The organism is Rhizobium sp. 05L429, from assembly GCF_056397645.1.
Genome location: NZ_JBFTNV010000034.1, coordinates 12626 through 29954, shown reverse-complemented (window position 1 = coordinate 29954; position 17329 = coordinate 12626). Strand labels below are relative to the sequence as shown.

Sequence of the window (17329 nt, the reverse complement as noted above, 5' to 3'; positions counted from 1 at the left end):
GAACGCAGACGCTTCGCGGTTATATCTTGTGGCGATGTTTCAATTGTTGTCGACCTACTGGCCGCATATCCTCTTCGTCATCTCGATTGCCATGGGGGCAGCGGCGGCGATCCATGCTGCTATGACCAAGGAAGAGGTCCGGGCGGCGATCGGGTGGGTGGGCGTTATCATCCTCTCGCCGATCATCGGCGCCCTGCTTTACATGATTGCCGGCATCAACCGCATCCGCCGCAAGTCGCTGAGCCTTCGCCGCGACGCATTGCTGCCTGCCGCCGATCTGGACGAGCTCGAAAAATTCGACGCGGAGACCGATGCCGTCATCAGCCAGTTCGGCCGCCGCTTTGCAGCCCTGCAGACACTTGGTGATCGCGTCACCCGTTATCCGCTGACGACCGGCAACACCATCGACATGTTGGAAAACGGCGACGAAGCCTATGCGGCGATGAAGACGGCGATCGAAACCGCCGAACGCAGCATCCTGCTCGAAACCTATATCTTCGACCGCGACCGGATCGGGCTTCGCATCGCCGATGCGCTGATTGCAGCCGTCCGGCGCGGCGTGGAGGTGCGCGTGTTGATCGATGCGGTCGGTGCGCGCTATTCGGTACCGAGTATTCTCGGCCGTCTGCAGGAGGGCGGGGTGACGGTCGATGTCTTCAACGGCAACGTCATCATGGGTCTCAGGCTGCCCTACGCGAACCTGCGCACCCACCGCAAGATCCTGATCGCGGATGGAAAGATCGCGCTGACGGGCGGCATGAATATCCGCGAAGGCTTCAGCGAGGAAGCGGTCGGGGGGAGCTTTGCCCATGACACGCATTTCAGTGTTAGCGGCCCGGCAGTTGCCGATCTCTTCGATGTGGCCGCCGAGGATTGGCGTTTCACGACAGGCGAAGTCCTGAACGGCGAGGCTTGGCGCATCGACCGGCCGGAGCGCAAGCGCGGCGATCCGGTCTTCATGCGCATCGTCGCTTCCGGGCCGGACCGGAGCGTTGAGACGAACCACAAAATGCTGATGGGCGCTTTTTCCGTTGCGCGCCAGTCCATCCGGATCATGTCGCCTTACTTTCTGCCGGATCGGGAGCTGATCAGTGCACTAACGACAGCGGCCCGTCGCGGCGTGGAGGTAGATATCGTCGTGCCTGCCGCCAACAACCTCGTCCTGGTCGACCGGGCGATGACCGCGCAGTTTGACCAGATCGTCAAGAACTACTGCCGCATCTGGCGTTCGACCGGCAGCTTCAGCCATTCCAAGCTGCTCTCGATCGATGGAACCTGGGCCTATGTCGGCTCCTCCAATCTCGATCCGCGCTCGCTCCGGCTGAATTTCGAGATCGATCTCGAAGTGCTGAATGCCGGTTTTGCTGCCGAAATCGATGAGCGCATCGACGATGCCATCAAGTCTGCCACACCGGTTACGCTCGAGGGGCTGTGGTCGCGACCCTTCCTGGTGCGGCTGCTCGAAAAGGTGTTGTGGCTGGGTTCGCCATATCTTTGATCGAGTTTTCGTGATTGCGGCATGGCAAGTTTTGCTGCGTTGCCTATAATCCTGAAAAAGAGCTTTCCGAGCAATGGAGCCGGCGTTCCTTCCGATGCAAGCCAAGAAGAAAGACAGTCTCCCTGCCAGTATCATGGCCTCTATCAAGAACAGGAAGAAGCGCGTTGAGACCTGGCGTGCGGGGCCGAAACCGCGCAATGACGGCACTCTGATCGCTTCCTACAATGTCCATAAATGCGTCGGCACCGACCGACGCTTCGATCCGGAACGCACGAGCCGTGTCATCCATGAGATCGATGCCGACGTCATCGCGCTGCAGGAGGCCGATACGCGTTTCGGCGAGCGTACGGGCATTCTCGATCTCGCCCGCCTGGAACGCGAAACCGGGCTCGTTCCGGTTCCGATCTCAGGGGCGGTGAAAGCGCATGGCTGGCACGGCAATGTGGTGCTCGTCCGCAAGGGTCTGGTCCATGATGTTCATCAGGTGAAGCTGCCGGGGCTGGAGCCGCGCGGCGCGCTGGTTGCCGAAATCGAGCTCGAAGCCGGCGGGAAGCTACGCATCATCGCTGCCCATTTCGGCCTGCTGCGTCACTCGCGGGCACAACAGGCAAAGATGCTGGTCGATCTCATCAGCGACCGGCATGAAATGCCGACCATCCTGCTTGGCGATCTCAACGAATGGCGGCTCGGCGACCGCTCGTCCCTCAATAGTTTCCAGACGGCTTTTGGTCCGTTGCCTCCTGCCGTTCCGAGTTTTCCTGCCGGCCTGCCCGTCCTGGCGCTCGACCGCATCATCGCCAACCGGGAAGGCATCATCTCCGTGGTAGAGGTGCATGACACCCCGCTCGCCCGCATGGCGTCCGACCACCTGCCGATCAAGGCGGTGGTCGATCTGCAGCAGGAAGTAGCAAGCGCCTAAAGCCGTTGGGGTCTCAGGCCTGGACAGGAGCAGGAAGAAGCTTGCCTTTCACCAGCAGCCAGAGCGTCCCGACCGCAATGATCGCAAGCGCGATATTGACGAGCACGAAGATAACGGGCGCAAGCTCGCTGATCGCGCCGGTGTCGCCGCGCGCCGTCATGCGCAGCACTGCTGTCGAAAGCGCGGTGAGGCCGAAGGTGAAGGCCCAATAGGAGCCGGCGAAGGGTTGCTGCATGATCCAGGGCAACTGGCGGCCGATGATCAGGACCTGCAGGATAGCGTAACCGAACATGGCGTGCACGAGCATATCGGGCGTGCCGGTCGTCACACTCAGATAGGCGACGCTGCCGACGGCGGGCGGGGCAACCTGGATGCCGAGAGTTGGCCGCAGCGGTGTGGCTAGCTCTGGCGCCATCAGAAGGCGATGCAACAGTACGGATTCGATTGCCAGCCAGGAAAAGAAACCAGCGCCGAAGGCGAGTTGACCCCAGTCGGCGTAACCAAGCGTGCCTGCCGCGATGGCGGTGACGAAAGAACCGGCAACAGTCGGCAGATAAAGAACCGGCGTGTTGGTGACCGGATCACGCCCACCACGCCAGAGCAGGCCGGTTCGCCAGAGCAGGAAAAACAGGGTGATGGCGAACCCCGCCAGAGACAGAACTTCAGTTGCGATGCGCGAATAAGGAAGGATAGCAAGTCCCGCCAGCATGGTCGCGACGCCGATCAGACCGACGAAACAGCACTGAATGGGATGCTCAAGTTCAGCTGTCACCTCCTTCGGCGCGGCAAACCATCTCGCGGCGTAGAGGAGGATGAGGACGAGCCAGATGGCAAAGCCAAGAAGGCTGATGGCTTCGCCCACGCTGGTCGGAACCGKCCAGATGGCAGCGGCGGCGCGCCAACTGCTGCCGAGCCCGACAACGCCAAGAACAATGCCAAAGAATGCAGCGGGTATGCGGGGGAGCGACATGTTCGTTTCTCCGGATTGGTCCGGCAGGGTCATTTGCCCTGCCGGTGCGGCAAGCGGTTCACTTTGGACGTTTACTTTGCAATGGCGTCGGCAGCGTCCATCACGCGGGCCGAATAGACAAGAGCGGCACCAGCATTAACGGAGATCGCGACACCGAGAGCCTCAGCAATTTCCTCTTTGGTGGCGCCGACCTTCTGGGCTTCGGTCGTATGTACGGCAATACAGCCATCGCAACGGACGGTTACGGCCACGGCAAGGGCGATCAGCTCGCGCTGCTTGGCGTCGAGATGGTTGGTCTTCTGTCCTGCGGTCGAAAGGGTTTGATAGCCTTTGATCGTCTCTGGCACGATCTTGGCGATTTCGCCGATCCGGCCCAGGAGTTCGCCGCGATATTCCTTCCAATCCAACATGAAAATCATTCCTTCTCATATCAGCGACGGCGTGATTGCCTCGGCTGTTGGGAGTGACTATGACCGTTAAAAGTGATAGTTTGAATGCTCAAAAAAGTCATTTTCTAGCGCGATCGTCTCATGGATGTTTTAAGCCGCCTTATCGAACTCGCCCGCCTGCAGCCGACGCTCGACATTCGCTGCCGGCTGCAGGGCGCGTTTCATATCGACCACGAATCCGTCGCAGCAGGTACGCTACCGTTTCATCTGATCCTCGGCGGCGATTGCCTCATTCGCCTCGGCTCCGGTCGTGAAGTCACCTTGCGCTCTGGCGATTTCCTGCTGTTGCCGCGCGGGGATGCGCATGCGATCGTTGGCTTGCGGCCAGGYGGCGAAGCACGGCCCCTGCGCATCGCCGTGGGTGGCATGCTGCCTTTGCGCGAAAACGGCGAAGGCGAGGCCGATGTCGACCTGCTCTGTGGTCATTTCGATTGCGCACCGGGATCTGCTGCCTTGCTGCTCGATAGCCTGCCTGACGTCTTTCACGTATCGCTCATCGAGGAGTCGGAGGAGCTGCTGAAGACGTTGGTCGCCATGCTCTATAGGGAGACCGCTGAAGAGAGGCCGGGAGCATTGGCGATCATCACCGCGACCTGTCTCTCGCTTTTCATCATGGCAGTGAGGGCCGGCAAGGTCTCGCCCGTCGCGTCCACGGGGCTGCTGCAATTGCTCGGGGATGCCAGGCTCGGCAAATCCGTCGTGGCAATGATGTCCTCGCCGGCCTTTGGCTGGACGATCGACGATCTTGCCCGTCATTCGGCCATGTCGCGGGCTACCTATGCCCGGCAATTTCGCGAGCGCGCGGGAATGACGGTCGGCGCGTTCCTGACCGATATCAGGATGATGCTGGCGAGTGACCAGCTGCTCAGGACGCGCCGGACCGTTGCAGATATCGCTGCAGAGGTCGGTTATGAATCCGAAGCCGCCTTCGGCAAGGCTTTCAAGGTAAGACGCGGCATAACGCCGGCGCGCTTCCGCTCTGCAGAACAGGCGAGACAGAATGGGCAGGGGTGATGTGCGGGGAGGCTAAGCACCTTGCCGCTCGACTTCCGTCAGCACGGATATGAAGGCGCGCAAGCTTTGCGGCACGTGCCTGTGACCGGGATAATAGAGGCAGAGTCCGGGGATCGACGGGCACCAGTCGTCAAGAACAGAGATAACCTCGCTGCTGGCAAGATAGGGCCGCGCGACCCTTTCCGGCACATAGGCGATGCCGAGCCCTTTGACCGCCGCTTCCGCCATCAGTTCTACATGATCGAGCGTCAGGGCGCCCGATACTTCGATAGTCACTTCCTGGCCATGTTTCTCAAACTCCCAGCGGTAGAGTTTGCCGCTCGGCATACGCAGGCGGATGCAGCGGTGGCGCTTGAGGTCTTCAGGCGTCTTCGGTCGCTTGTGATCTTTCAAGTAAGCTGGTGAGGCAACCGCGAGGAAACGTGCTTCGCCGCCGAATTCGACCGCTATCATATCAAGCGGCACGGATTCCCGAAGGCGGATGCCGGCATCGAAGCCTTCGCCGACGATATCGACCAGCCGGTTTTCGGTGACGATATCGAGCGATATCTCCGGATAGCGTTCGAGGAAGAGAGGAATGGCGGCATTCAACAGCACGCGGGCGGCAATTTCGCTGGCGTTGATGCGCAGCGTACCGCTCGGCTGACCTCCGAATTCGCCGACGGCATCCAGCGCCAGATCGAGATCGCGCAAGACCGGTTTCAGCCTGTCGAGAAGCATTTTGCCGGCTTCGGTGGCCGCGACGCTGCGCGTCGTGCGATGCAGCAGGCGCACGCCCATGCGTGCCTCCATGTTGCGCATCATATGGCTGAGCGTCGACGGTGAGAGGCCGAGTTCGCCAGCCGCCTTGCGGAAGCTGCGATGGGTGACGATTGCCGAGAAGGCATTGAGGTCATCAAGTGTCGGCCGATAACTCATGGGTATTTTTCAACAGCTCATACGGATTTGAACGGATTATCACATCAATAATCGTCTCTATCTTTGTTTTCATCAAGCCGCGATCCAGCKGTATCAGAAAGGTGGAGACGATGACAAAGACATGGTTCATCACAGGCACATCCTCCGGTTTCGGCCGGATCATGACTGAGAAACTGCTGGCGCGCGGCGATCGCGTCGCCGCAACCTTGCGCAAGCGCGAAGCCCTGGCTGACCTTGAAGCGCAGTATGGCGAACGGCTCTGGGTCGCGACCCTCGACGTCACCGATGACCGGGCCGTTCATGCAGTCGTCGACGCCGCCTTCGAGCAGATGGGACGCATCGATGTCGTTGTCAGCAATGCCGGTTATGGCCTGTTCGGCGCCTCAGAAGAGGTGAGCGATGCACAGATTCGCCATCAGATYGATACCAACTTGATCGGCTCCATCCAGGTGATCCGGGCCGCGTTGCCGCATCTGCGTCGGCAGGGCGGCGGCCGCATCCTGCAGGTTGCCTCGGAAGGCGGGCAGATCGCCTATCCGAATTTCAGCCTCTATCACGCCACCAAATGGGGGATCGAAGGCTTCATCGAGGCCGTGGCGCAAGAGGTCGCCCCCTTCGGCATCGACATCACCATTGCCGAGCCTGGGCCTGCGGGCACGGATTTCGGCGCTGGCCTCGTCAGGCCGCCACAGATGGATGTTTATGACGATACACCGGCCGGTCAGGTGCGCCGCGCGATTGCCGATGGCTCGTTCAAGATCCTGGGCGATCCTGTGAAAATGACCGACGCGATGATCGCGGCGGCCGGAAAGCAACCGGCGCCAAAGCGGATCGCGCTCGGCAGCACGACCTATCAGTCGATCCGCAAAGGCCTGACCGAGCGGCTTGCCGAGCTTGAGGCGCAGAAAGACATCACGCTGTCGACCGATATCGACGCGTGAGCCACCCTCAGCGATCGATGGTCGACATGATCGTATCGTTGTAGCGCTTGCCCGAGACCTTGCCGGGGGCAAGCGCTTCATCGAGCGCCTTCACCTGTTCGGCGCTGAGCGAAATGTCGGCGGCGGCGATATTGTCTTCCAGATAGGTGCGGCGCTTGGTACCGGGGATCGGCACGAAATCGCTGCCCTTGTGCAGGATCCAGGCGAGCGCCACCTGGCCGGGCTTGACGCCGAGCGAGGATGCGACCGCGCGCACGGCATCTGCCGCGCGGACATTGGCGTCGTAATTCTCGCCCTGATAGCGCGGATCGCCGCGGCGAAAATCGCCTTCCGGATAATCTTCGGCACGCTTGACCTCGCCGGTCAGGAAGCCGCGCCCAAGCGGGCTGAAGGGCACGAGGCCTATGCCGAGCTCCTTCAGAGCCGGGATGACGTCGGCTTCCAGATTGCGTTCCCACAGCGAATATTCGCTCTGGACGGCCGACACCGGAAAGACGGCATGGGCGCGGCGGATATTGGCGACACCGGCTTCAGAGAGGCCGAAGTAGCGAACCTTGCCCTCTTTGACGAGTTCGCCGACGGTATCGGCGACATCTTCCATCGGAACGGCTGGATCGACGCGGTGCTGGTAGATGAGGTCGATGTGGTCGGTGGCGAGGCGCCTGAGCGAACCTTCGACGGCGCTCCGAATGGTTTCCGGCCGGCTGTCACGCTCGGTGCCAACCTGCTTGCCGTCCTTCAGGCGGAAGCCGAATTTTGTGGCCAGCGTCACCTCGTTACGACGGCCCTTGAGAGCTCGACCGAGCAGTTCCTCATTCTTGTAGGGGCCGTAAACCTCGGCTGTATCGAGGAAAGTGCAGCCGAGCTCGATGGCGCGGTGAAGGGTTGCGAGGGATTCCGTCTCATCGGCCGGCCCGTAGGACTGGCTCATGCCCATGCATCCGAGGCCGACGGCCGATACTTCAAGTCCCTGCCTGCCGAGTTTACGCTTCTGCATCGTGATGCTCCTGCTTCTCTAGTAAGGAGAGGTCTATATAGACCCCGGCGCAGGATTATGAATGCGCGAAAATCCCGATAAGCTGCGTGAGCGTTCAGTAGTCCCGGCGCCGTCGGCTATCCTTGCCATCAGATGTGAAGGTGACAAGGCGAACGGCATCCATCAGGATTGAGACGATCTGCTTCCACATGACTTCTCTCCTTTCCCAAGTGTTCTCCTCCCCTTGCGCCCGGCCTTCAAACGAGCTTATCGTCGACTTCGGATGACTTGAGGTTATGGGATGAAGCGTGGTCGGCTGCCGCTGACGGCATTGCGAAGCTTCGAKGTCGCGGGACGGCTCGAGAGCTTCACGCTTGCGGCCGAGGAACTGTTCATCTCGCAGGCCGCCGTCAGCCGACAGATCCGCGAGCTGGAACAGGTATTGGGTGAGCCGCTGTTCGAGCGGCGCCATCGAAGTGTCATCCTGACTGGAAGCGGCCGGAAGCTGCTTGCCGTGCTCACCCCTTCCTTCGACCGGATCGACCAGTGCCTGGAGGATATCCGTGGAGCTTCAGTGTCTGCGGATCTGAAAGTCAGCGTCGAACCTTCCTTTGCCGCTTGCTGGCTGGTGCCGCGGCTGCCGGAATTTCGCAAACTCCATCCTGACGTCGAGATATCGCTCGATGCCGATCCGCGGACGATCGAATTCCGTACAGGCCAGGCGCAGATCGCGATCCGGCACAGCGCCACCGTCACCGCATGGCCACGGACAGAAAGCCGGCACCTGGTCGATGTCCGCATGGTGCCGGTGATCGCCTCCGATCTTCTGGAGCGTGGCCCACCGATCTCCTCTCCGCATGACATTTTTGCTTATGGGCTCTTGCATGAGGAAACCCGCGACGCCTGGAGCCGGTGGTTCGAGGCGGCCGGCCTTTCCATGCCCGAGACGGCGAGGGGGCCAGTCTATGCCGATGACGGGCTCGTGCTGCAGGCGGCACTGCGTGGCCAGGGCGTTGCACTCCTGGACGAAGCCTTTGCAGAGGAGGAAATCCGGGCCGGCCGCTTGCGTCAGCTCTTCGACCTCACTGTTCCGAATGGCGCCTATTGGCTGGTTGCCCGCAGCTTCGACCGTCTTGCGCCCGCAGCTGCGGATTTTGCGCGCTGGGTGACCGAGAGCTTTCACAAGCGCTGACCTCTACCCGCCTGTCGCCATCCGCTTCTTGGCCGCCTCGCGGACAAGCTTCCATCGGGTAAGCTCAAGCGTGGCGTCCGCCAATGCGCGATGCGCCGGGACTGCCGTTTTGCTTTCCTCGACGATGCCGTCGATGAGCTTTGATAGCTCTGTCTCCGTGATGGTCGCTCCCGTTAATTCACGCGCCGCGGCCGTAAAGGCGTCACGTGACTTGCCGAGCCGGAGGGCATGCCGAGGAAAGCCGGCGGCGCGCAGGAGAACGCTCAGCCATTTTCCATCCCACGAAGGGGCACTGGCATAGAGATCATGCCCGGTCAAAACCTCGACCATTTCGCTGGCGACCTGCTCTACCGGCTCGTCTTCCGATGCAAGCAACTGCCGCGAAATCCCATGAATTGCTTCTGCATCGGCTGCCCAGTCGTCCCAGTCGGCGGCGGGCCGGATCAGAGCCGAGCGCGAGCGACCGTCTTCGAACACCCAGGCAATTTCGATCGGAACGCTTTTCTTGCTGAGGGACGAGGCCTCGAAATCCAGGAAAACGATCAATGCGACACGACAGACGGATGCTGTCCTCCAGCGAAAGACTTGTCCCGATCGACCGGTGCTCATCGCCTCGAAATCTATTCAAGCCTTGGGGACCGGATCGAACGAACATGAACGAAGCCTACAGCTGCCGGAGTTTATTTGTCGAGCCGCATGCCGTCGGCGTTGAAGACGTGCAGATGGGCGGGATCGCAGGTGAAGGCGAGCTGGCTGCCGGTCTGGATGTCACCAGATCCCCTGTATTCGACGGTCAGCGGCTGGCCATCACCAAGCTGGCAATAGAGGAATTGTGTGCCGCCGAGATATTCGTCGAAATCAACCCTAGCCCGCAACACGTCATCCTCAGGCCCCGAGACGATGCTCAGATGCTCCGGCCGCGCGCCGAGGGTGATCTTCTGGCCGGCCGCTAGACCGGCGCCGCCAATCGGCGAACGAATGCGATTTCCGGCCGCCAGGATGGTGCCGTCACCTGCCCAGCTTGCCTCGAGCAGGTTCATGCGTGGCGAGCCTATGAAGCCCGCGACGAAGACATTGTTCGGCCGTTCGTAGATCTCGCGCGGCGTTCCCGACTGTTCGATGTGCCCATCGCGCAGCACGACGATCTTGTCGGCGAGTGTCATCGCTTCGGTCTGKTCGTGTGTGACATAGATCATCGTATTGCCGAGCTCGCGATGGAGCCTGGCGATTTCAATGCGCATCGAGACGCGGAGTTCCGCGTCGAGGTTAGACAACGGCTCATCGAAGAGGAATACGTCAGGCTTGCGCACGATCGCGCGGCCGATCGCCACGCGCTGCCGCTGGCCGCCGGAGAGCTGCCCTGGCCGGCGGTCGAGCAAGTGGTCGATCTTCAGGATCGCCGAGGCCGCCTTGACGCGGGTCTCGATTTCCGAGACCTGCGTTCGCGCCATCTTCAGGCCGAAGGCGAGATTGTCGCGCACGCTCATATGCGGATAGAGCGCGTAGGATTGGAAGACCATGGCGATGCCGCGGTCGGAGGGATCGAGATCGGTGACGTTGCGTCCCTTTATCTCGATCTCGCCATCCGTCACGTCCTCCAGTCCGGCAATCATGCGCAGCAGCGTCGATTTTCCGCATMCCGAAGGGCCGACGAACACGACGAAGGACCCTTCTGCAATGGTCAGGTCGATGCCATGGATGACTTCCAGATTGCCGAAACTCTTGCGAATTTCGGTCAGTACGACGCCCGTATCCGCCATATTATTCACCGCGCGCCTCGGCCGCTCTGACCCAGACCAGCATTTCGCCCGGTTCGCGATTATCCCAGAAAGGATAGGGCACGAAACGTGCGCTCGACTGTTTTGCCGCCGGCGGAGAGGTGCGGTAGAGCGCAGAACCCCAGTCGGCCGCATCACGGCTGACGGGAAGTTCGAGGGCCACGGCGCCGCGTAGGCCCGATATCTCGGAGGTCTTGGCCTGCGAGATATCGGCGGAGAGCGAAATGCCGTTCAGTCCGGCGCCGTTGTCGGTTTCCTCGACGCAATAGACCATCGGACCGCGCATCAGTGCCGTTCGGCCGGCGTCCTGGCGCACCAGCGGATTGGCAAAGAGTTTGCGGGCCGTCAACGGTATGGAGAGATCGACCTTATCTCCGCTCTTCCAGTCGCGTTCGATACGCGCGTAACCATCCGTCAGCACGGATGCCAGATCGAGCTTTTCGCCATTGATAGAAAGCGACGCACCGTCAGCCCATTCCGGGATCCGCAGCGACAGCGCGAAGTGAGCCGGGCGGTCGAGCGTCAGGTCGAATTGGATCGCGCCATCCCAGGGGTAACGCGTCTGCTGTGAAAGCTCGACCTTGGCGCCGCCGAGATCGAAGCGCGCCTTGCTCTCCCCATAGAGGTGGACGGCAATCTCATCTTCGGCGATCGCATACATATAGGAGCCGACGGAGGCCAGCAGGCGTGCGATGTTCGGCGGGCAGCAGGGGCAATGGTGCCAGATCCAGCGATGGTGCTTGCCGGCACTTTCCAAGGGATTCTCATAGAAGAACCGCGTACCGTCGAGCGAAAGGCCCGCCATGGCGCCATTATAGAGCGCCTGCTCCATGATATCGGCATAGCGGCGGTTCGGACCGCGACCGAGCATKCGGTTTGCCCAAAAGACGAGGCCGACCGAGGCGCAGGTTTCTGCATAGGCGCTCTCGTTCGGCAGGTCGTAATAGTCGGTGAAACCTTCGTTGGCAGCCGCTGGGCCGATACCGCCAGTGACGTACATCTGCTTGGTTGTCAGGTCGTCCCAGAGGGTTTCGAGTGCTGCCGTCAGCGTGTCGTCATTATATTCGGTCGCGATATCGGCCATGCCGGCATAGAGGTACATGGCGCGCACGGCATGGCCGACGACCTTCTTCTGCTCGCGCACCGGCACATGCGCCTGGCCATATTCATAGGTCTTCTGGTGAAAGTCGGCGGCACTGCGGCCGTCGCGGACCGCTTCGTCGGTGAAGAAATGCGGTTCGGTGCCGCGCTCGTCGATGAAGAACTTCGAAAGGTCGAGATACTTCTTCTCGCCCGTCACACGCGCCAGCTTGACCAGCGCCAGTTCGACTTCTTCATGGCCGCAATAGCCGGGCATCTGGCCGGGGCCATGGCCGAAGACCGTGATCAGATAATCGGCATAGCGGCTCATGATGTCGAGCAACTTCTTCTTGCCGGTCGCCTGATAATAGGCGACGGCGCCCTCGATCAGATGCCCGGCGCAATAAAGCTCGTGATGATCGCGCAGGTTCGTCCAGCGCCGGTCCGGCTGCACGCGCTGGAACCAGGCGTTCAGATATCCATCCTTGTCCTGCAGCTTCTCATACATGTCGATGATCTCATCGACACGGGCCTCGAGCTTCGCATTGGGCCGGCGGTAGAGCGAATAGGCCACGGTCTCGATCGACTTGCCGAGATCGCTGTCCCAGAACATCTGCGTCGTGCCGCCCCAGGGGCCGATCGGGATGACGACGCCCGGGCTTGGCTGGTTCACGTCGATGGCCTGCAGCATGCCGGCTTCGACGCAGCGGTCGAGTAGCGTTTCGGCGGTAGAATCGCAGATCGCATCCTGGCGATCGCCGAACAGGCCATGCAGCTCGACGCTCGGCACGGGCAGGGGACGGAACTGGCGGTCTCTCTTCAGCTTGTTCATGGCTTCATCCATTTCGTTGAAAGGTCATCATTTCACTGCGCCGGCCATCAGCCCGCGCATGTAGTAGCGTTGCAGGAGCAGGAAGACGATCAGGCAGGGGATCGTCATGACGACGACACCGGCCTGAACCGCGCCCCAGTTGATGGCGCCGAGGCGTCCGGCGCGCACCGCCGTCATGAGGACGGGCAGCGTGTATTTCTCGTTGCTGGAGAGCAGCACGAGGGCGGCCAGGAATTCGTTCCAGGCATTCAGGAAGGCGAAGATTGCGACCGTCGCAATACCTGGCAGAACCAGGGGCAGAAGCACACGGACAAGCAGCCTCAGGTCACGCGCGCCGTCGATGCGCGCCGCCTCCTCGATCTCCTTCGGCACGGCGTCGAAAGCGTTGCGCATCATGAAGACGGAGAACGGAAGTTGCAGCGTCACATAGACCAGCGTCAGCCCCAGCAGCGAGTTGTTGAGGCCAAGCTTCGCAAGAATGATGAAGAGCGGCGTCAGGATCGACTGGAACGGGATCATCAGCGTCGCAATGATCAAGACGAACAGCGCATTCTTCAGCGGGAAGCGGTAGCGCGAGAAGCCATAGCCAGCAAGCAGGCTGACGGCGACTGTCAGCAGTACCGTTGCCAGCGATACGAAGAGCGAGTTGATCATGTGCCGCCAGATTCCGGCGCCGAATGTATCGAGCAGCGCATAGGCATCGAAGCTGACCCCAGTCGTTGGCCATGGCGGCAACGGCGGCAGGCTCGATTCCGTACCGTGCCGGAAGGAGGCAAAGAACGTGATGATGAAAGGCGCCAGGAAGAAGATCGAAATGGCGATACCGGCCACATGGTAGGCCGATTGCGACCTGAAGCGCTTGCGGGCGCGGCGTTGTCTCGAAGAGCCCATCAACGTTCCTCCCCGACACGCAGCAGCCAGAGCTGGACGACGGAGATCGCAACGAGGATCGCCAGAAGCACGATCGAAAGGGCGGATCCGTAGCCCAGATTGAAGGACACGAAGGATTGGTTGAAGATGTAGTAGACGACCGAGATCATCTTGTTCTGCGGCCCGCCTGACGTCATGATGTAGAACTGGTCGAAGGCGAGGATCGAGCCGGTGACCGAGACGATCAGCGCCAGCGCAATCGTCTTTCGCATCAGCGGAAGGGTCAGATGCCGGAAGCGCTGCCAGCGACCGGCGCCGTCGATACGGGCCGCCTCCGTCAGTTCGGACGGAATGGCCTGCAGGCCGGTCAGCAGGATGATCATCGTAAAGCCCGCAATTTTCCAGACGACCATGACGATGATGGTTGCGAAGGCGGTGTCGAAGCTTGCCATGATATTGGGGCTTCGCTCGACAAGGCCAAGTGCGCGAAGGGCCGGGCCGAAGAAGCCGCTATCGACATTGGCAAGCCAGACCCAGAGCAGCGAAGCAGTCGCTAGGCCGACCACCACAGGCAGGAAGATAATCGTCCGGTAGGTGCTGACGAAGCGACGCTCCTTCTCGACGAAGATCGCCAGCGGGAAGGCCACCGCAAAGATCGCGATGGTAACGATCACTGTGTAGTAGGCGGTGAAATTCAGGGCCGCCATGAAGCGGCTGTCGTTCCACATGCGGATATAATTGGCAAAGCCGATCCAGCGGGAGGCGCCCATCAGTGGCCAGTTATGCAGGCTCATCCATCCCGTGAAGAGAACAGGCATGACGAAGAAGACGATGACAAGCGCCATGGCTGGCGCGATATAAAGAAAGCCGCGCCATTGCGACCTCCGCCGTTTTCGGACAGCGCGCGTGCGCTGCGGACCGGAACCGGTCATCGAAACCTCCGCATCTTACGAATGATCAGTCTGTAGATCGGCCGGGGAACTGCCACCGTCCCCCGGCCCACGGCCGGGAGAGTTATTGGCCGCTGTCGATGATGGACTGCATCTCGGACTGAGCGTTCGAGAAGGCGCCATCGACGTCGTCACCGAAGATTGCGGCGTTGGTGAAAGTCGCCCAGGGCCCATTGGCGCTATTGATCAGATCGTTGAACTGCAGCGTGTAGGGTGTCTTGGCAACGGAGATCGCCTTCAGGCCCACCTGCATGCGGGGATCGAGCCCGGCAAGAACCTGATCGGCGATGTCTCCACGCGTCGGCAGGCTGCCGTATTTTGCCATGACCTTTTGGCCGTCCATCGAATAGATATATTCGAGGAATTCCTTGACCGCGTCGATCTTCTTCGTGCCCTTGGTGATGACGAAATTATCGCCGCCGGCAAAGGACGAAGTCTTGCCGTCGACGCTGGGGATCAACGTTACACCGAAGTTGATATCAGGGTACTGGGTGACCAGCGTACCGATTGCAAAGGCGCCGAGGCTCTGCTGGCCGATCTTGCCATTTGTGAAGCTTAGGAAGCTCGTGCCGTTGTCGCTCGCAGCGCCTGCAGGAACGAGATCCTTTTTCACCATGTCGCGGTAGAAATCGACGGCCTTGCGCATCTGCGGCGTATCGAGTGTCGCGGTCTTGCCATCCTCCGAGAGGATATCGGCACCAGCGCCCCAGACGAGCGGGGTGAAGGTGAAGATCATGCAGCCGCCGCAGCCGCCGCCCGAGAAGTAGAAGCCATAGGTATCGTCGCCGAGCTTGCGGACTTTTTCGGCATTCGCCTCGATTTCCTCCCAGGTCGCCGGAGCCTTTTCAGGATCGAGGCCGGCTTTCTTGTAGAGGTCCTTGTTCCAGGCGAAGACAGAGGTTTCGACTGACAGCGGCAAGCCGTAGATCTTGTCCTGATAAGTGCCGAGTTTGACATGCGACGGTGACAGCGAATTGAAATAGGGCAGGCCCTTGGCCCAGTCGGTCAGGTCCTCGAGCTGGCCTGCGGCAGCGAATGCCGGGGTATAGATGAGGTCCATCGACAGGGCATCGGGCGCCTGGCCGCCGGCGATTGCGGTTGCGTATTTCTGCACCAGTTCGCCGAAGGGCACCTCGGTCGTGACCACCTGGTTTTCGTGGCTTGAATTATAAGCCTCGACAACCTTGTTGAAGGCATCTCCGATGCCCGTGCGAACCCACATTTCGATCTTTTMGGCAGCTGATGCTGTCGATACCAGGCAGAGTGTGGCAATACTGGTTGCCACCAATAGACGCTTCATCATGACTCTCCTCCCAAGTTGGCGCGTCTCCTTCGCGCCGTTGCTATATTCCGAGGGTGTCGCCCCCGCATGATTGCCGCACGACGAGACGGCATGGCAATTTCCTGATGCCGGGCTCCACCGAGCGTCCCTCAGCAAGCGCCAGAACCGTCAATCCGGCCTGCCGCCCCAGTTCCTTCAGTTCCATATCCACCGTCGTCAACGGCGGCCGGGTCTGGGCGGCGACAATCTCCCAATTGTCGAATCCCACCACCGAAACATCCTGCGGCACCCTGATGCTGCGTTCGCGCAGTGCATCGATGATACCGCGCGCAATCTGGTCGTTGCCGCAGAAGATGCCGTCGGGCTTTTCGCCGCTGCCGCTCCATAATCTCGCAACGGCTTCGTGGCCCCAGTTTTCCGACCAGACCCCGAACAGGACCGGTCGCTCTTCTCCTGCAACCTTGCGATAGGCATCGGCGCGCTCGCGCACCGAGAAGAAATTCTCCGGTCCGGTGACATGCACGATCCGTTTGCGCCCGAGCTTTGCCAGCCATTCGATGGCAAGCCGCGCGCCCTGCGCATCATCGGAGCGGAAGGTGACGCTTCCTGGCGCTCCCTCCGTAAAGGCGTAAACGACAGGCACGTTCAAATTCGACAGGTCGAGCGGCAACCGTCTGTCCAGACGCTTTCCTGTCGCGATGATGCCGTCGACCTGTTTGTCGAGCATCGCCTCCACATGAATCTGCGCAAGGGTCGGATCCTCCTCGATCGCGCACAGAAAGACCGAAACGCCGTGATCGACGAGAGCATCCGATATGCCCGCCATGACCGGCAGCGTGAAACGGCCATAGGTATCGTTGGTGAGAAGCCCGATCGTGAAACTGCGCTTGCTGAGCAGGCCTCTTGCCAGGGCGTTCGGCCTGTACCCGATCTCCGCCGCGATGCGCTTGACCCGCTCGCGCGTTTCCAGTCCCATCCTGCCCGTGTCGTTTAATGCCTTCGATGCGGTCGAGATGCTGATTCCGGCAGCAGCCGCGACATCGTGAATTGTGATCCGGTCTCTTTTTCCCGTCGTGTCCAGTCGCTCCTCCATCGAACTTGCGATGAGAAAACCTTTTCTCATGGAAATTGTCAAGTGAGAAAAGGTTTTCTCAACTACCGCTGATCGAGCCGGGACTGACGAGGAGGGGTAGGATCGGTTTCAATGATGAGCCGGCTTCTGATCGGAGCTAAGCCCTGCAAGGCTTGTCAGTGCGCGCGCTCAACCACTTACAGATATCCGACGTGGTCGCCGAACGGGACGTCGTCATCAAGGTTGCCGGTGCCGATGCGCTCGCTCTCGCCGGACAGGCGTTCTTCGCCCGGATCGGTGGCCTCCGCATGGGGATGCGTGGAATGATGATCGAGATGCCGCTCCGCTGCCGGATCATCATCACCATCGATGCGATCTTCTTCGCCATCAGCGGTATGGTGATCGTCTTTTTTCCCACTGCCGGCGGTGATCTTTGCCTGTCGCTCGGCGACCCAGGCATTGTCAGGTTCGGAACCGATCGAGGTACTATGGTTCACATGTGTCGCCGAGGAAGCTACGGTGGGCGAGGTGGGTGCAATCTTTTCGACCATTGAAACTCCCTGATTTATGACCCTGCCGGCAGGCCCC

General features: G+C 60.7%; 17 protein-coding genes. 5 read left to right on the top strand and 12 right to left on the bottom strand.

From position 1 onward, the window contains the following. Window positions 1–34 precede the first annotated feature (34 nt). Together AC1DNW_RS28235 and AC1DNW_RS28230 are read left to right on the top strand one after the other, a co-directional pair. The gene (locus AC1DNW_RS28235) at window positions 35–1498 is read left to right on the top strand and encodes a phospholipase D-like domain-containing protein (protein ID WP_113296833.1); all 1464 of its coding nucleotides are present in this window, start codon (window positions 35–37) and stop codon (window positions 1496–1498) included. 73 nt (window positions 1499–1571) lie between these two features. Continuing rightward, the gene (locus AC1DNW_RS28230; RefSeq protein WP_477855091.1) at window positions 1572–2417 is read left to right on the top strand and encodes an endonuclease/exonuclease/phosphatase family protein; all 846 of its coding nucleotides are present in this window, start codon (window positions 1572–1574) and stop codon (window positions 2415–2417) included. Window positions 2418–2430: 13 nt separating this feature from the next. Here AC1DNW_RS28230 and tehA read toward each other — a convergent pair whose 3' ends face one another. Beyond that, on the bottom strand, window positions 2431–3387 hold the full coding sequence (tehA, locus tag AC1DNW_RS28225; RefSeq protein ID WP_477855090.1) for a dicarboxylate transporter/tellurite-resistance protein TehA: 957 nt from the start codon (window positions 3385–3387) through the stop codon (window positions 2431–2433). Window positions 3388–3458: 71 nt separating this feature from the next. Beyond that, window positions 3459–3797, bottom strand: a complete 339-nt coding sequence (locus tag AC1DNW_RS28220) for a carboxymuconolactone decarboxylase family protein (protein ID WP_113296960.1) — start codon at window positions 3795–3797, stop codon at window positions 3459–3461. 120 nt (window positions 3798–3917) lie between these two features. Here AC1DNW_RS28220 and AC1DNW_RS28215 point away from each other — a divergent pair, with 120 nt between their 5' ends. Beyond that, window positions 3918–4850: an AraC family transcriptional regulator gene (locus AC1DNW_RS28215; protein ID WP_113296831.1), complete on the top strand. Its 933-nt coding sequence runs from the start codon at window positions 3918–3920 to the stop codon at window positions 4848–4850. Window positions 4851–4862: 12 nt separating this feature from the next. Here AC1DNW_RS28215 and AC1DNW_RS28210 read toward each other — a convergent pair whose 3' ends face one another. Continuing rightward, a complete protein-coding gene (locus AC1DNW_RS28210) occupies window positions 4863–5768 on the bottom strand; it encodes a LysR family transcriptional regulator (protein WP_477855089.1) in 906 nt (301 codons plus the stop codon). Between the two features lie 110 nt (window positions 5769–5878). Here AC1DNW_RS28210 and AC1DNW_RS28205 point away from each other — a divergent pair, with 110 nt between their 5' ends. Continuing rightward, complete coding sequence (locus tag AC1DNW_RS28205) at window positions 5879–6709, top strand: SDR family oxidoreductase (RefSeq protein ID WP_113296829.1); 831 nt, start codon at window positions 5879–5881, stop codon at window positions 6707–6709. 7 nt (window positions 6710–6716) lie between these two features. Here the strand turns inward: AC1DNW_RS28205 and AC1DNW_RS28200 are convergent, their stop codons facing one another. Beyond that, complete coding sequence (locus tag AC1DNW_RS28200) at window positions 6717–7706, bottom strand: aldo/keto reductase (protein WP_477855088.1); 990 nt, start codon at window positions 7704–7706, stop codon at window positions 6717–6719. A gap of 280 nt (window positions 7707–7986) precedes the next feature. Here AC1DNW_RS28200 and AC1DNW_RS28195 point away from each other — a divergent pair, with 280 nt between their 5' ends. Beyond that, on the top strand, window positions 7987–8877 hold the full coding sequence (locus AC1DNW_RS28195; protein ID WP_477855087.1) for a LysR substrate-binding domain-containing protein: 891 nt from the start codon (window positions 7987–7989) through the stop codon (window positions 8875–8877). 3 nt (window positions 8878–8880) lie between these two features. Here the strand turns inward: AC1DNW_RS28195 and AC1DNW_RS28190 are convergent, their stop codons facing one another. From AC1DNW_RS28190 to AC1DNW_RS28155, 8 genes are all read right to left on the bottom strand, one after another. Next, entirely contained in the window at window positions 8881–9423 is a 543-nt protein-coding gene (locus AC1DNW_RS28190) for a transcriptional regulator (RefSeq protein WP_477855086.1), read from the bottom strand. Window positions 9424–9557: 134 nt separating this feature from the next. Further along, window positions 9558–10637 carry an ABC transporter ATP-binding protein gene (locus AC1DNW_RS28185; protein WP_477855085.1) on the bottom strand — a complete coding sequence of 360 codons (1080 nt, stop codon included), beginning with the start codon at window positions 10635–10637 and terminating at the stop codon, window positions 9558–9560. A 1-nt stretch (window position 10638) separates the two neighbouring features. Beyond that, complete coding sequence (locus AC1DNW_RS28180) at window positions 10639–12567, bottom strand: glycoside hydrolase family 127 protein (RefSeq protein ID WP_477855084.1); 1929 nt, start codon at window positions 12565–12567, stop codon at window positions 10639–10641. 27 nt (window positions 12568–12594) lie between these two features. Next, a complete protein-coding gene (locus tag AC1DNW_RS28175) occupies window positions 12595–13458 on the bottom strand; it encodes a carbohydrate ABC transporter permease (protein ID WP_477855083.1) in 864 nt (287 codons plus the stop codon). Further along, on the bottom strand, window positions 13458–14369 hold the full coding sequence (locus AC1DNW_RS28170) for a carbohydrate ABC transporter permease (RefSeq protein WP_113296823.1): 912 nt from the start codon (window positions 14367–14369) through the stop codon (window positions 13458–13460). The genes AC1DNW_RS28175 and AC1DNW_RS28170 overlap by 1 nt, the downstream gene beginning before the upstream one ends. An 82-nt stretch (window positions 14370–14451) precedes the next feature. Then, window positions 14452–15690 (bottom strand): ABC transporter substrate-binding protein, encoded by a 1239-nt coding sequence (locus AC1DNW_RS28165; protein WP_477855082.1) that lies wholly within the window; start codon window positions 15688–15690, stop codon window positions 14452–14454. 40 nt (window positions 15691–15730) lie between these two features. Further along, a complete protein-coding gene (locus tag AC1DNW_RS28160) occupies window positions 15731–16792 on the bottom strand; it encodes a LacI family DNA-binding transcriptional regulator (RefSeq protein ID WP_477855081.1) in 1062 nt (353 codons plus the stop codon). A gap of 146 nt (window positions 16793–16938) precedes the next feature. Beyond that, window positions 16939–17292 (bottom strand): hypothetical protein, encoded by a 354-nt coding sequence (locus AC1DNW_RS28155; protein WP_113307897.1) that lies wholly within the window; start codon window positions 17290–17292, stop codon window positions 16939–16941. Window positions 17293–17329: the final 37 nt, after the last annotated feature.